Source organism: Arthrobacter sp. Marseille-P9274, from assembly GCF_946892675.1.
Taxonomy (GTDB): domain Bacteria; phylum Actinomycetota; class Actinomycetes; order Actinomycetales; family Micrococcaceae; genus Crystallibacter.
Map to the genome: position 1 here is coordinate 1,416,730 of NZ_CAMPOV010000001.1, position 13,022 is coordinate 1,429,751.

Below are 13,022 nucleotides of genomic sequence, written 5' to 3' on the forward strand. Positions count from 1 at the left end.
CGGTGCGGCCCGGTACCGCCGCCGGATCAGACCCCGGCGAAGTACCGGACCACGTCCAGGTAGGGGATGTTGACGGCCGCGTCCGCGGCCTTCCGGACGGCCGGCTTCGCGTTGAAAGCCACGCCGAGTCCGGCGGCGGCGAGCATGTCCAGGTCATTGGCGCCGTCCCCGACCGCGATGGTCTGTGCCATATCGATGTGCTCGGCCTTCGCCCAGGCGCGCAGCGAAGCCTCTTTCGCGGCGCGGTCCACGACGTCCCCCTCGACGACGCCGGTCAGGGCCGCCTCGGTGGTGCCCAGCTGGTTCGCGTGCCAGTAGTTGAGCCTCAGCTCCGCGGCCAGCGGATCGAGGATCTGGCTGAACCCGCCGGAGACCACCCCGACGACGTGGCCGGCGTTGAGGAACGCCTCGACCAGTTCGGCAGCGCCGTCGGTGAGCTCAACCGCGCCGTGGACCCGATCGATGACCTCCAGCGGCAGGTCGCGCAGGGTCCCGACCCGGGCATGCAGGCTTTCGGCAAAGTCCAGTTCGCCGCGCATCGCCGCATCGGTCAGGGCGGCGACCTCGTCCCGCTTCCCGGCATGCTCGGCGAGCAGTTCGATGACTTCCTGCTTGATCAGCGTGGAATCGACATCCATAATCAGCAGCTTGCGCTTCGGGCCGGCAAGCTCGGCGGGAATAATCGCCGTGCCGATGGAGCCGGTAATGACCGGCCGGACCGCCGCCCGCAAGGCCAGGAGGCCGGACTCGAGATCGCCGTCGTACCCCACCGCGTGCACCGTGGCCTGGAAACGCCCGTTGTCGAAGTTCTCCAGCTCCACGATGACCCCGCCGGCGCCTGAAAGGGCCTGCTGGACCGCCACCAGGTACTCGTCGGTGAGCTTGATCCCGTAGGAGACAACACGGAAAAGCGAAAGCATGCTGGGGAAGTCCTTCTCTGTCGGGCGCACGGAGCACCGGTGGAAAATCATCGGGGGCCAATCGCCGGGCCACCGGCGTAGCGTTTGGCGAATGCCGCCTTCCTTAGCCTAGTGTCTAGAAGCATGAGTGATGTTCTTGAATTTGCCGGGGTCAGCGTTGTCCGCGGGCGGAAAACCCTGTTGGACAACGTGGACTGGCAAGTCAAGGAAGGCGAGCGTTGGGTCATCCTGGGCCCGAACGGCGCCGGAAAGACTACGCTGCTGCAGATCGCCGGCGCCCGGCTGCACCCCACCCGCGGCGTAGCCGGAATCCTCGAAGAGGTCATGGGATCCGTGGACGTGTTCGAGCTCCGCCCGCGGATCGGCTTGGCCTCCGCGGCGCTGGCCAACCAGATTCCGGAGCAGGAAACCGTGCTGAACGTCGTCGTCACCGCCTCCTACGGCGTGACGGGCCGCTGGCGCGAGGCTTACGAGAAGCAGGACGAGCGGCGGGCATTCCGGCTGCTGGGCCAGTGGGGGATGTCCACCTTCCTCAACCGCCGCTTCGCCACCCTGAGCGAGGGCGAACGCAAGCGGGTGCAGATCGCCCGCGCGCTGATGGCGGACCCGGAACTGCTGCTGCTCGATGAACCCGGCGCAGGGCTGGACCTTGCCGGCCGCGAGGACCTGGTCCACCGGCTGAGCCAGCTCGCTGCTGACGAGGACGCTCCGGCGCTGGTGCTCGTGACGCACCATCTCGAAGAGGTGCCGCCGGGGTTCACCCACGCCATGCTGCTGCGCGAAGGCGGCGTGGTGGCGCAGGGGCCCATCGACGACGTGCTCACCGAAGAGAACCTCAGCACGGCCTTCGACATGCCTCTCGAGGTCAAGAACGACGGCGGCCGGTACACGGCCGTTGCGCGCCGGGCCTGAGCCGGTACTGACTTTATGGACCTAGTCCAGGCGGTCATTATTGCCCTGGCCGGGCTCTGGGCGGGCACCATCAACAGCATCGTCGGCTCCGGCACGCTCGTCACGTTCCCCGTCCTGGTGGCACTCGGCTTCGCCCCGGTGACCGCGACTATTTCCAACGCGATCGGCCTGATCGCCGGCAACTTCGGCGGAGTGTACGGGTACCGGCGGGAGCTGCGCGGGCTGGGCAGGACGCTGAAGGTGCTGCTGCCGGCGTCGCTGCTCGGCGGAATCACGGGCGCGGCCCTGCTGCTGAACCTGCCGGAGGAAGTCTTCGGCATCGCCGCGCCCTTCCTGATCGTGCTGGCGCTGCTGTTCGTTATTTTCCAACCCAGGCTGCAGGCCTGGGTGCGGGAACGGCAGGCCGCGCAGGCACGGACCCGGAGCCAGCCGCTGGTGCTGCTGTTCCTGATCTACTTCGCCGGCGTCTACGGCGGCTACTTCGTCGCGGCCCAGGGGATCCTGCTCGTCGGCATCCTCGGCATCTTCCTGCACGGCACGCTGCAGCAGGCCAACGCGGTCAAGAATGTGCTGGTGCTCGGCGTGAACATCATCGCCGGCATCTCCTACATGATCTTCGCCTTCGAGCGCATCGACTGGATGGTCGTGCTGCTGATCGCGGTGAGCTCGCTGGCCGGCGCGCTGGTCGGCACGGCGGTGGGCCGGCGCCTGAAGCCGGTGGTCCTGCGCGGCATCATCGTCGCCCTCGGACTCGTGGCCCTCTTCGTCATGGTGTCGGAGCTGCTGATATGAACCTGCACTACCTGAAGACCGCCGATGATCCGCTGGTCGCCGACTACACGCAGCTGACGGACACCGCCCTGCGCCGCCGCCGCGAGCCAGCGGAGGGGATGTACATCGCGGAGAGTTCCAAGGTGCTGCGCCGGGCCATCGCGGCGGGGCACCGGCCGCGATCGTTCTTCCTCGCCGAGAAGTGGCTCGAGGACCTGCGCGACGTCATCGGTCTCTTCCCGGATGTGCCCGTCTTCATCGGCGCCCCGGAGGTGCTCGAAGCCATCACCGGCTTCCATCTGCACCGCGGCGCCATGGCCGCCATGCACCGCCCCGCGCCCCGCGATCCCGCGGAGGTAGTGGCCGGCGCGCGCCGCGTCGCGGTGCTGGAGGACATCGTGGACCACACCAACGTCGGCGCGATCTTCCGCTCGGCCGCCGCGATGGGCATGGACGCCGTCCTGATCAGCCCGCGCTGCGCCGACCCGCTCTACCGCCGCAGCATCCGGGTCAGCATGGGTACGGTCTTCCAGATTCCTTGGGCGCGCCTGCCGGAATGGCCGGGCGGCCTGCGCGTCCTCAAGGAGCAGGGATTCACGACGGCGGCGCTTGAGCTGACCGAAGATGCCATCACCCTGGATGAACTTGAGTCCCGCACGTTCGACCGGCTGGCCCTCATCCTCGGGACGGAGGGCGCCGGCATGCTGCCGGAGACCCTGGACCAAGTCGACCTGAAGGTGATGATCCCGATGCGCGCAGGCGTGGACTCGCTGAACGTGGCGGCCGCCAGCGCCGTGGCCTTCTGGGCATGCCGGCCCAAGGTTTCCGGCATCGGCGGCTGATGCGGTAGGATGGATTGCTGGCCTGCCATGGGCCAACCTTTTTCCATCCCTTAAAGCCGCTGGCAAAATCCAGGGGCGTGTTCAAAGGATTCCACATGAAGTCTGATATCCACCCGGCATACGCCCCGGTTGTCTTCCGCGACCTTGCCTCCGGCGTTTCCTTCCTGACCAAGTCCACTGTTGGCTCCAGCAAGACTGTTGAGTGGGAAGACGGCAACACCTACCCGCTGATCGAGGTTGAAATCTCCTCCGAGTCGCACCCGTTCTACACCGGCAAGCAGCGCATCATGGACACCGCCGGCCGGGTCGAGCGCTTCAACGCCCGCTTCAAGGGCTTCGGCAAGAAGTAGATTCTTCGCCCGCAGATTTGAGCGACGGCGGCCCGCACCAGTCCACGCTGGTGCGGGCCTCCGCTTTTAACCCCCACTGGACTTTCAACCCCGCCTGGACGTGGTGGTATGACTAAAGAGTTGGCGGCGCATTCGGCCGCGGCGTGAAACAGACTGGCAAGGAGCGCAGAATGTCCGGTCACCGGCACGGTGAATACAAAGTCCATGGCGGCAAGCTCGTCGTGGTCGACCTCGACGAGGAAGCGGGCCGGCTGGCCAACGTCTCCGTCAGCGGCGATTTTTTCCTCGAACCGGACGAGGCCCTGGACGACATCAACGCCGCGCTGAACGGCATGTCTGCGGACGGTTCACATGCCGACTATGCGGCGGCCATTGAGGCGGCGCTGTCTCCTGACGTCGTGCTTTTTGGATTTTCCGCGCCCGCGGTGGCCACGGCCGTCCGCCGAGCCCTGGCCAAGGCCACCGGCTGGCGGGACCATGACTGGCAGCTCATCGGTCCGCAGGTGCTGCCGATCCATCTCAACGTGGCGCTCGACGAGGTGCTGACCCGCCGGGTGGGGGAGGGAAAGCGCCAGCCGACCATGCGGATCTGGGACTGGGACGAGCCGTCCGTGGTGATCGGCAGCTTCCAGTCGGTCAGGAATGAAGTGGACGCGGACGGCGCCGAACGCCATGGTGTGACCGTGGTCCGCAGGATCACCGGCGGCGGAGCGATGTTCATGGAACACGGCAACGCGATCACGTATTCGCTGTACCTTCCGCAGACCCTTGTGGACGGCCTGTCATTCGAGGCGTCCTACGCCTTCCTCGACGCATGGACCATGGCCGCGCTGGAGAAGGTCGGCGTGGAGGCCTTCTACCAGCCGTTGAACGACATTGCGACACCGCAGGGCAAGATCGGCGGCGCCGCCCAGAAACGCCTGGGCAACGGCGCCATGCTGCATCACGTGACGATGTCCTACGACATCGATGCCGACAAGATGACCGAGGTCCTCAGGATCGGCAAGGAGAAGATTTCCGATAAGGGCATTGCCAGCGCGAAGAAGCGCGTGGATCCGCTGCGGCGCCAGACCGGCCTGGGCCGGGAATCCATCATCGACACCATGATGGCCACGTTCCGGGACCGGTACGGCGCCTCGGACTCTGCCATCACCGAGGAGGAACTGGCGGCCGCCAAGGATCTGGTAGAAGCCAAGTTCGCCACCGGGGAATGGCTGCACCGGGTGCCGTAGCGCGCGTTCTGGGAACCTACCGCGGGTTCGACTTCGCCAACTCCGCGTGGAGCACCGCGTCGGAGCCTGCGAACCGGGTGACGCTGTAGCCCTCGACGGCGCCATCGAGCTGCTCGAAGAGCCGCTCTCCGTCGCCCAGCAGGACCGGGGTGATCGCCAGGTGGAGTTCGTCGACCAGGCCGGCGCGCAGGTATTGGCGGACGGTGGAAGCGCCGCCGCCCAGCCGGACGTCCTGGCCGCCGGCAGCCGAATACGCCTGCTCGAGCGCCGACTCGATTCCGTCGTCGACGAAGTTGAAGACGGTGCCGCCTTCCATGCGGATGGGCGGCCGCGGATGGTGCGTCAAGACGAAGACCGGGTGGTGGAATGGCGGGTTCCCGGCCCACCACCCGTGCCAGTCGCTGCCGTCCCAGCCGCCGCGGACAGGGCCGAACATGTTGCGGCCCATAATGGTGGCGCCGATGCCGGCGATGCCTGCGTAGAAATAGTCGTTGTCGACGCCGGTGCTGCCGCCCTCTTCACCGAGCATCTCCTTGCCGCCGCGCGTCCGGAAAAGCCAGTCGTGCAGCCGCTCGCCGCCCGCGCCGAGCGGGTCTTCCTCGCTTTGCGACGGCCCGGCCGCAAAGCCGTCCAGCGACAGGCTGAAATTGTGTACTCGCAGCTTGGGCATTGCGCTCTCCGGTCCACAGTGGACCGCCCTTAACGAGGACGGCCGGCACGTCCAGAGTAGGTCCGGGCCCGACCGCTTGGCGAGGGCGGGCGGCCCGTATTTTGCCGCGGCTATCCCGCGGCCTGCTGCGCCCTCAGTGCACGCAGCAGATGGTCCCGCTGTTCGACGACGATGCGCCTGAGCGCCGCCGGGGCCTCGGGATGCCGCGCCAGCCAGTCATCGGTGCGGACGACGACGGGATGCAGTTCGGGGGCCTGGCCCTCGGGCAAATCCTGCTGCAGGGGAAATAGTCCGCGGACGACGCGGCTGGCCAGCTCGATGCTCTGCCGCTGCCACACGCCCTCAATACTCCGGAAGTACTCGTCAATGTAGGGGGCCAGCAGCTCGTGCCCGGCGGCCGTGAAGCCGTCGATCGTGGCGTCCAGCAGTTCGTTGGTCAGCTGGGAACCGGCGACGGCGTCCTCCCAGGCCTTGGACTTGACCGCCGGATCGGGCCGGGCGCACATGGCTGCAGTGAAGCCGGCCCGGCCTGACGCCGTGAGGTCCCGCTTCAGCTCCGCCTCCAGCCGGGAAGCGTCCGCGTGGCCAGTTGCCGCCAGGGCCTGCCACAGCCGCCAGCGAAGGTCCGCGTCCAGGGCCAGGCCTTCCGGTACCGAGGAGCCGTCCAGCAACGCAGCGAGGTAGTCCGCGCCGGCCGGATCCGCCCGGGCGACGGCCGCCAGGCAGCGGGCCCAGGTCAGCTGGTGGTCGCTGCCCGGCTCCGCAGCCTCCAGCTGCGCGCGCAGGAGCATGACGACGCGGCGCCGGAGTCGGTCCCGTTCCGCGGCCGGCGCATAACGTTCAAGCGCCGTCCGCGCACAGTCCAAGAGCATCTGCAGCACGCCGTTGTCCGTCTCGGCCCGCGCGAAGCGTTCCACGGCCGCCAGATAGGATTCCGCATCGAGGAGTCCGTCGCGCGCCATGTCCCACAGCGTGGACCAGCACAGCGCCCGGGCCAGCGGATCCGCCACCCGGTCCAGCGAGGCGAGCACGGTCTGCAGGGAGCGCGGATCGAACCGGACCTTGACGTAGCTGAGGTCCTCGTCGTTCACCAGCAGCAGGGCCGGCTCGCGGCGCCCCGCGAGCCCGGGCACCTCGGTCACACGTCCGGCGACGTCCAGCTCCACGGAGCTGGACCGTACAAGTGCGCCCACCGCATCGAAGTCGTAGAGCCCCACCCGCAGCCGATGCGGCCGCTCCGCCGGTAGTCCCGTGACCGGATCCGTGGCTTCCTGGACCAGGCGCACGGAAGCCAGGCTCCCGCCGTCGTACTCCAGTTCCGGGGTGATGGCGGAGATCCCGGAGGTCTGCAGCCAGGTCGCCGCCCACCCGCCCATGTCGCGGCCGGAGGCGCCGCTGATCACCGCCAGGAAGTCGGCCAGGGAGGTATTGCCGTACTCGTGCTGCCGGAAGTAGCGCCGCGCCGCCGCGGTGAAGACATCTGCACCGACGTAGGCCACCAGCTGCTTGAGCACCGAGGCGCCCTTGGCGTAGGTGATGCCGTCGAAGTTCTGCTTGGCGGCCTCCAGATCCACAATGTCGGCGACGATCGGATGCGTGGTCGGCAGCTGGTCCTGCACGTAGGCCCAGGCCTTGCGGCGGTTGGCGAAGGTGACCCAGGCGTTTTTGAATTCCGTGGCCTCGACCAGCGCCAGGGAGCCCATGTAGTCGGCAAAAGACTCCTTGAGCCACAGGTCGTCCCACCAGGACATCGTGACCAGGTCGCCGAACCACATGTGGGCCATCTCGTGCATGATCGTGTTGGCCCGGGCCTGGTACTGGGCAATGGTGGCGCGTGAGGTGAACACATGCTTCTCGGTGAACGTGACCAGGCCGGGATTCTCCATGGCGCCGAGATTGTATTCCGGCACGAACGCCTGCTCGTACTTGCCGAAGGGGTAGGGGTAGTCGAACAGGTCGTGGAAGAAGTCCAGCCCCTGCTTGGTGGTGGCGAAGATCCGGTCCGCGTCGAAGGCGTCTGCCAGCGCGGCGCGGCAGTAGGCGCCCAGCGGGACCTGCAGCAGGCTCCCGTCCGGCAGCCGCCGCTCCCAGCTGTCCTGCGCCCGGTGGTACGGTCCGGCCAGCACGGTGGTGATGTAGGTGGAGATCCGGGCGGTGGGGGCGAACCGGCGCACCGCGTAAACGGGCGAGCCGGGCGAGCCGGGCAGCTCCTCCACCGAGGAAAGCGGGGCGTTGGACGCGACCTGCCAGTCCGAGGGCGCCATGATGGTGAAGGTGAAGACGCCCTTCAGGTCCGGCTGCTCGAAGTTCGCGAACACCCGGCGGGCGTCCGCCGGCTCGTATTGGGTGTACAGGTAGGTCTTGCCGTCCGCGGGATCCGTGAAGCGGTGCAGGCCCTCGCCGCTGCGGCTGTACAGCGCTGTGCCGACCACGGTGGCCCGGTTGTGCCGCTGCAGTCCCGGCAGCCGGATCCGCGCACCGTCCACCACCGCCGCCGGATCGAGGCGTTCGCCGTTGAGGACCACGGATTCGACGCCTCCGTGGATGAAGTCAAGGAACGTTTCGGCACCGGGGGAGCTGCAGTTGAAGTTGATAACGGTCTTCGAGACGTAGCCCGGGACCTCCGGGTCCTCGGCGGACCGGAGGTCGAGGCTGACCTCGTAGCTGTCCACGTCGATCAGTTCCGACCGCGTGCATGCCTCGGCGCGGCTGAGGTTCCCTTGAGTCACCCGGCCCATTCAATCACGTCCTCAGGCCGGCGCCGTGGACGGTCAGCCGACGATGAGCCGCGCGGCGCCCAGCCCCAGGGCGGCGATCAGCAGCCAGGCCAGCAGGGCCACGGCCAACGAGGCGGCGGAACCGCGCGCCAGCTCCCGCACCCGGATGCCCGTCCCGAGGCCGAACAATGCCATCGCCAGCAGCCAGTCCTGCAGCAGTGCGGCCGCTTCCAGCGCGTCCGGCGGCAGCCAGCCGGAGCTGCGCAGCAAGACCATCGCCGCGAAGCCGGCCACGAACAGCGGCACCAGCGGCGGCCGTCCGGCATCCCGCGCGCTACTGCGGCGGTGCCAGGCCACCCCGGCCACAATCGGTGCCAGCAGCAGCACGCGTGCCAGCTTTACGACGACGGCGGCCCCCAGTGCCGCGGTCCCTGCGGTCTGCGCCGTGGCCACGACCTGGCCGACGTCGTGCACGGAGCTGCCCACCCAGACGCCGAAGAGCTCCGCGGGCATGCCCGCGGCCACCATGATGGCCGGCAGCACGGCGATGGCCAGCGAACCGCACAGCGTCACCAGGGCCACGGGCACGGCGACATCCTGGCCCCGGCTCCCTCGGGCGGCCGCGACCGCTCCGATGGCGGAGACGCCGCAGATCGAGAAGCCCGCCGCCAGCAGCAGGGGCTGGTCGCCGCCCAGCCTGAAGGCCCGGGCGAGCAGGTACGTCCCGGCGAAGGCGGCCGCGACCACGCCCGCGATCAGCAGGAGGCCGCCGACGCCCAGCTGCCCCAACGCACCTAGCGACAGCTTCAGTCCCAGCAGGACGATCCCGGCCCGAAGCAGCGTCCGGGCCGAAAATGCCAGGCCCGGCCGCGCCGTCCCGCCTGCCGCCGCGCGAAGGCCGGGCAGATTGGCCACCAGGACGCCCAGCACCACGGCAAAGCTCATGGCCGGCACGGCCGGCAGGAGCAGGTGCGCGGCATAAGCCGCAGCCGCCGCGGCTACGGCCAGCAGCAGGCCCGGGAGCAGCGGCAGCAGTCGCCCGGCGCCGCGCACGGCTGCCCGGGGCGCGGGGTCGGAAGGCGCGGAACTCGTCTCAGGCACAGAAGCTACTGTGCCGTACGGCACGCGCAACACGCTATCGGCGCGTAAAAGTGGGCACGCGAAGCGCGGACATGAAACGCTTTGGGCTATGTCGGATCTGTTTGCGGACTACGCCCATGCCGCCACGCTCAGCACTGCCTACGACGAAATGTTCGGCGCCGGCCAGGTGCCGCGCGCGGAGTATGCGCAGGTGGCCTCCACGCTGGGCGAGCTGACACTGGCGGACGTCACGGCGCGGGCCGACTCCATGGCGCGCACCTTCCTCGACCGCGGCGTCACCTTCGACTTCGCCGGCGAGGAGCGGCCGTTCCCGATCGATCTGGTGCCGCGAATTATCTCCGCCGATACCTGGCAGGTGCTCGAACGCGGCGTTTCGCAGCGCGTGCGCGCCCTGGAAGCCTTCCTGGACGATGTCTACGACCGCATGTCGGCCGTGTCCGACGGGGTGGTGCCGCGCAGCCTGATCACCTCCAGCGACCATTTCCACCGGCAGGTGTCCGGCTTCGATCCCGCCGGCGGGGTCCGGATCCACGTTTCCGGCATCGACCTGGTCCGGGACGAAGCGGGCACGTTCCGGGTGCTCGAGGACAACGTGCGGGTCCCGAGCGGCGTCAGCTACGTGATCGAAAACCGCCGGGCCATGGCCAAGGGCCTGCCCGAGGCCTTCGGCGAGCAGCCGGTGCGGCCGGTGGACGATTACCCCCGGCGGCTGCTGACGGCCCTGCGCAAGACCGCGCCCTCCGGCGCGGAGGACCCGACCGTCGTCGTACTTACCCCCGGCGTGTACAACAGCGCGTACTTCGAGCACACCCTGCTGGCCGGCCTGATGGGCGTGGAGCTGGTGGAGGGGCGGGACCTCATCTGCCGCGCCAACCGCGTCTACATGCGCACGACGGCGGGGGAGCAGCGCGTGGACGTGATCTACAAGCGGATCGACGACGAGTTCCTGGACCCGCAGCAGTTCCGCTCCGACTCGGTGCTCGGCTGCCCGGGCATCGTCAACGCCGCCCGGGCCGGCAACGTGACGATCGCCAATGCGATCGGCAACGGCGTGGCCGACGACAAGCTGGTCTACAGCTACGTGCCCGACCTCATCCGCTACTATCTGGGCGAGGAACCCATCGTGCCCAACGTGGACACCTTCCGGCTGGAGGATCCGCAGGCGCGCGAGGAAGTGATGGACCGCCTGGAGGAGCTGGTGGTGAAGCCCGTGGCCGGCTCCGGCGGCAAGGGCCTGGTCATCGGCCCGGCTGCCTCGAAGGCCGAGCTGGAGGAACTGCGTGCCAAGGTCCTGCAGGATCCGCGCGGGTGGATCGCCCAGCCCGTGCTGCAGCTCTCCACGGTCCCGACGATGTCCGGCGGCCAGTTCAGCCCGCGGCACGTGGACCTGCGACCGTTTGCCGTTAACGACGGCGACGACGTCTGGGTACTGCCCGGAGGCCTGACCCGTGTGGCGCTGAAGGAAGGCTCGCTGATCGTCAATTCAAGCCAGGGCGGGGGGTCCAAGGACACCTGGGTGCTGGCGGACGATTCCGCGCAGCTGGCCCCATCCGCGGCGGCGCAGGTGGCCGTCGCACCCGCCCAGTCCACCGCCTGGCCGGTGGACCCCGAACCGCGGCACGAGCCGGAACAGTGAGAGAATGCTCCATGCCCTTTGAAGGAGGTCCGAACCGATGCTGAGCCGCATCGCCGAATCCCTGTTCTGGATCGGCCGCTACGTGGAGCGGGCCGACGGCACCGCCCGCATCCTCGACGTCAACCTGGAGCGGCTGAACCAGCTGCCCACCGCCGAGCAGGCGCAGGTCTCCCGGCAGCTGCTGGGAGTCATGGGAGCGTCGCCGGACGGGCCGGACTTCGGGATGGGGGACCTGCTGAACAAGCTCGCCTTCGACCGCGGCACCACCACCTCGATCGCCGGCGCCCTGGGCGCGGCCCGCGAGAATGCCCGCCGGGCGCGCGAGACCGTGTCGTCCAGCCTCTGGGAGGGCCTGAACACCACCTGGTACGGATTGAACCAGCACCGGAAAGACGTGGTGGGGACGTATCGGTTCTGCCACTGGGTGCTCGAGCGCACTGCCATGATCAAGGGCCTGTCGGACACCACCATGAGCCATGACGAGAGCTGGCAGTTCCTCGCACTGGGCCGCAGCCTGGAACGGGCCGACATGACGGCCCGCATGCTGTCGACCCAGGGCGTCCTGTCCGCCGGGCTGTCGTGGGTCAACATGCTGCGCTGCGCAGGCGCCTACGAGGCCTTCCTGCGCACCCGCCGCGGGGCCGCCGGCGAGGAGCAGGCCGCCGAGTTCCTGCTGCTGGACCGGCTGTTCCCGCGCTCCATCGTCTATGCCCTCAGCGACGCCGAGCGCGCGCTGGAACGGCTGGACCCGTCCTACCGCCGCATCGGCTTCATCACCGACGCGCGGCGGATCGTCGGGCAGGCCCGCAGCTTCCTCGAGTTCCACCAGCCCGCCGACCTGCTCGCGGAGCTGCCCGCGCACATGGACCGGGTGCAGAAGTCGTGCGCCCAGGCCTCGGATGCAGTGACCCGGACGTACTTCGCCCAACCGATCGACTTGTCCTGGGTAGGAGAGGTTTCATGACCCGGCTGCGCATTGAGCACCGAACCGGCTACACCTACGACAGCAACGTCATGCTGTCCTACAACGAGGCGCGCATGACGCCGCTGACCGACCCGTACCAGGTGGTGCTCGAGTCCGCCCTGACGGTCAGTCCGGCACAGGCCTTCGTCATGCACTACCGGGACTACTGGGGGACCCGTGTCACGGCGTTCGACATGCAGATCCCGCACGAGTACCTCGAAGTCGTCTCCGTGAGCACCGTCGAAGTCCACCGGGCGGAGAAAGTCCCGGCCGCCGATGAACTCGCCGGCTGGGATGTGCTGCGTTCTGCCGCCGTCGTCAACGACTTCTCGGACTGGCTGCCGCAGACCCGGCTCAGCGATCCGGGCAGCGACGTGCGGCAGCTGGTGAAGGCGATGACGGACGGGCTGGCCCCGCATGAGGCCGCCCACGCCATCATGGGCTGGCTCAAGTCCGAGGTCCAGTACGTCCCCGGCGTGACCGGCGTGCAGTCGAACGCGGAGGAGGTCTGGTCGCACCGCAAGGGGGTCTGCCAGGACCTGGCCCATCTGGGCATTGGCGCCCTGCGGAGCATCGGGATCCCTGCCCGCTATGTTTCCGGGTATCTGCACCCCAAGCCGCAGGCCACCGTCGGTGAGAAGGTCGCCGGCGAATCGCACGCCTGGCTGCAGTGGTGGGACGGCGAATGGCGCGGCTGGGATCCGACCAACACCGGCCCGGTCACCGACTTCCATGTCTCCGTGGCCAAGGGCCGGGACTACCGGGACGTCTCGCCGCTCAGGGGCGTGCTGTCCGGCGGCGGCAAGTCCCGCTTGACGGTGCGGGTCGAAGTCACTCGCCTCGCCTAGCGGCTACTCCATTGAACAAATTCAGGGCCTTGTAGCCGAAGCTACAAGGCCCTGAATTT

Annotated in this window: 12 protein-coding genes; 8 read left to right on the plus strand and 4 right to left on the minus strand. The window is 68.6% G+C overall.

The window, feature by feature from the left end; genetic code table 11:
• Positions 1–26 precede the first annotated feature (26 nt).
• Positions 27–920: a phosphoserine phosphatase SerB gene (gene serB / locus OC550_RS06425; protein WP_262104445.1), complete on the minus strand. Its 894-nt coding sequence runs from the start codon at positions 918–920 to the stop codon at positions 27–29.
• 123 nt (positions 921–1,043) lie between these two features.
• Between serB and OC550_RS06430 the strand changes: the two genes are divergently transcribed.
• From OC550_RS06430 to OC550_RS06450, 5 genes are all read left to right on the plus strand, one after another.
• On the plus strand, positions 1,044–1,832 hold the full coding sequence (locus OC550_RS06430) for an ABC transporter ATP-binding protein (RefSeq protein WP_262104446.1): 789 nt from the start codon (positions 1,044–1,046) through the stop codon (positions 1,830–1,832).
• A 15-nt stretch (positions 1,833–1,847) separates the two neighbouring features.
• Positions 1,848–2,624: a sulfite exporter TauE/SafE family protein gene (locus OC550_RS06435; protein ID WP_262104447.1), complete on the plus strand. Its 777-nt coding sequence runs from the start codon at positions 1,848–1,850 to the stop codon at positions 2,622–2,624.
• Positions 2,621–3,445, plus strand: a complete 825-nt coding sequence (locus OC550_RS06440; RefSeq protein ID WP_262104448.1) for an RNA methyltransferase — start codon at positions 2,621–2,623, stop codon at positions 3,443–3,445. The genes OC550_RS06435 and OC550_RS06440 overlap by 4 nt, the downstream gene beginning before the upstream one ends.
• Positions 3,446–3,540: 95 nt before the next feature.
• On the plus strand, positions 3,541–3,795 hold the full coding sequence (locus OC550_RS06445) for a type B 50S ribosomal protein L31 (protein WP_262104449.1): 255 nt from the start codon (positions 3,541–3,543) through the stop codon (positions 3,793–3,795).
• Positions 3,796–3,965: 170 nt separating this feature from the next.
• Positions 3,966–5,027: a biotin/lipoate A/B protein ligase family protein gene (locus OC550_RS06450; protein ID WP_262104450.1), complete on the plus strand. Its 1,062-nt coding sequence runs from the start codon at positions 3,966–3,968 to the stop codon at positions 5,025–5,027.
• 16 nt (positions 5,028–5,043) lie between these two features.
• On the opposite strand, the gene OC550_RS06455 is transcribed toward OC550_RS06450, so the two are convergent.
• From OC550_RS06455 to OC550_RS06465, 3 genes are all read right to left on the minus strand, one after another.
• Positions 5,044–5,697 (minus strand): dihydrofolate reductase family protein, encoded by a 654-nt coding sequence (locus tag OC550_RS06455; protein ID WP_262104451.1) that lies wholly within the window; start codon positions 5,695–5,697, stop codon positions 5,044–5,046.
• A gap of 110 nt (positions 5,698–5,807) precedes the next feature.
• On the minus strand, positions 5,808–8,426 hold the full coding sequence (gene pepN, locus OC550_RS06460; protein ID WP_262104452.1) for an aminopeptidase N: 2,619 nt from the start codon (positions 8,424–8,426) through the stop codon (positions 5,808–5,810).
• A 42-nt stretch (positions 8,427–8,468) separates the two neighbouring features.
• Positions 8,469–9,515 carry a YeiH family protein gene (locus tag OC550_RS06465; protein ID WP_262104453.1) on the minus strand — a complete coding sequence of 349 codons (1,047 nt, stop codon included), beginning with the start codon at positions 9,513–9,515 and terminating at the stop codon, positions 8,469–8,471.
• A gap of 88 nt (positions 9,516–9,603) precedes the next feature.
• On the opposite strand from OC550_RS06465, the gene OC550_RS06470 reads away from it, so the two are divergent.
• The 3 genes from OC550_RS06470 to OC550_RS06480 are packed head-to-tail and all read left to right on the plus strand — an operon-like array spanning position 9,604 to position 12,963.
• Entirely contained in the window at positions 9,604–11,151 is a 1,548-nt protein-coding gene (locus tag OC550_RS06470; RefSeq protein WP_262104454.1) for a circularly permuted type 2 ATP-grasp protein, read from the plus strand.
• 37 nt (positions 11,152–11,188) lie between these two features.
• A complete protein-coding gene (locus OC550_RS06475) occupies positions 11,189–12,115 on the plus strand; it encodes an alpha-E domain-containing protein (RefSeq protein ID WP_262104455.1) in 927 nt (308 codons plus the stop codon).
• Positions 12,112–12,963: a transglutaminase family protein gene (locus OC550_RS06480; RefSeq protein ID WP_262104456.1), complete on the plus strand. Its 852-nt coding sequence runs from the start codon at positions 12,112–12,114 to the stop codon at positions 12,961–12,963. The genes OC550_RS06475 and OC550_RS06480 overlap by 4 nt, the downstream gene beginning before the upstream one ends.
• Positions 12,964–13,022 lie beyond the last annotated feature (59 nt).

What these genes read in the sequence shown, in the direction of transcription:
- serB (WP_262104445.1), bottom strand. Translation starts at nt 920, where the DNA reads ATGCTTTCGCTTTTCCGTGTTGTCTCCTACGGGATCAAGCTCACCGAC.
- OC550_RS06430 (WP_262104446.1), top strand. Translation starts at nt 1,044, where the DNA reads ATGAGTGATGTTCTTGAATTTGCCGGGGTCAGCGTTGTCCGCGGGCGG.
- OC550_RS06435 (WP_262104447.1), top strand. Translation starts at nt 1,848, where the DNA reads ATGGACCTAGTCCAGGCGGTCATTATTGCCCTGGCCGGGCTCTGGGCG.
- OC550_RS06440 (WP_262104448.1), top strand. Translation starts at nt 2,621, where the DNA reads ATGAACCTGCACTACCTGAAGACCGCCGATGATCCGCTGGTCGCCGAC.
- OC550_RS06445 (WP_262104449.1), top strand. Translation starts at nt 3,541, where the DNA reads ATGAAGTCTGATATCCACCCGGCATACGCCCCGGTTGTCTTCCGCGAC.
- OC550_RS06450 (WP_262104450.1), top strand. Translation starts at nt 3,966, where the DNA reads ATGTCCGGTCACCGGCACGGTGAATACAAAGTCCATGGCGGCAAGCTC.
- OC550_RS06455 (WP_262104451.1), bottom strand. Translation starts at nt 5,697, where the DNA reads ATGCCCAAGCTGCGAGTACACAATTTCAGCCTGTCGCTGGACGGCTTT.
- OC550_RS06470 (WP_262104454.1), top strand. Translation starts at nt 9,604, where the DNA reads ATGTCGGATCTGTTTGCGGACTACGCCCATGCCGCCACGCTCAGCACT.
- OC550_RS06475 (WP_262104455.1), top strand. Translation starts at nt 11,189, where the DNA reads ATGCTGAGCCGCATCGCCGAATCCCTGTTCTGGATCGGCCGCTACGTG.
- OC550_RS06480 (WP_262104456.1), top strand. Translation starts at nt 12,112, where the DNA reads ATGACCCGGCTGCGCATTGAGCACCGAACCGGCTACACCTACGACAGC.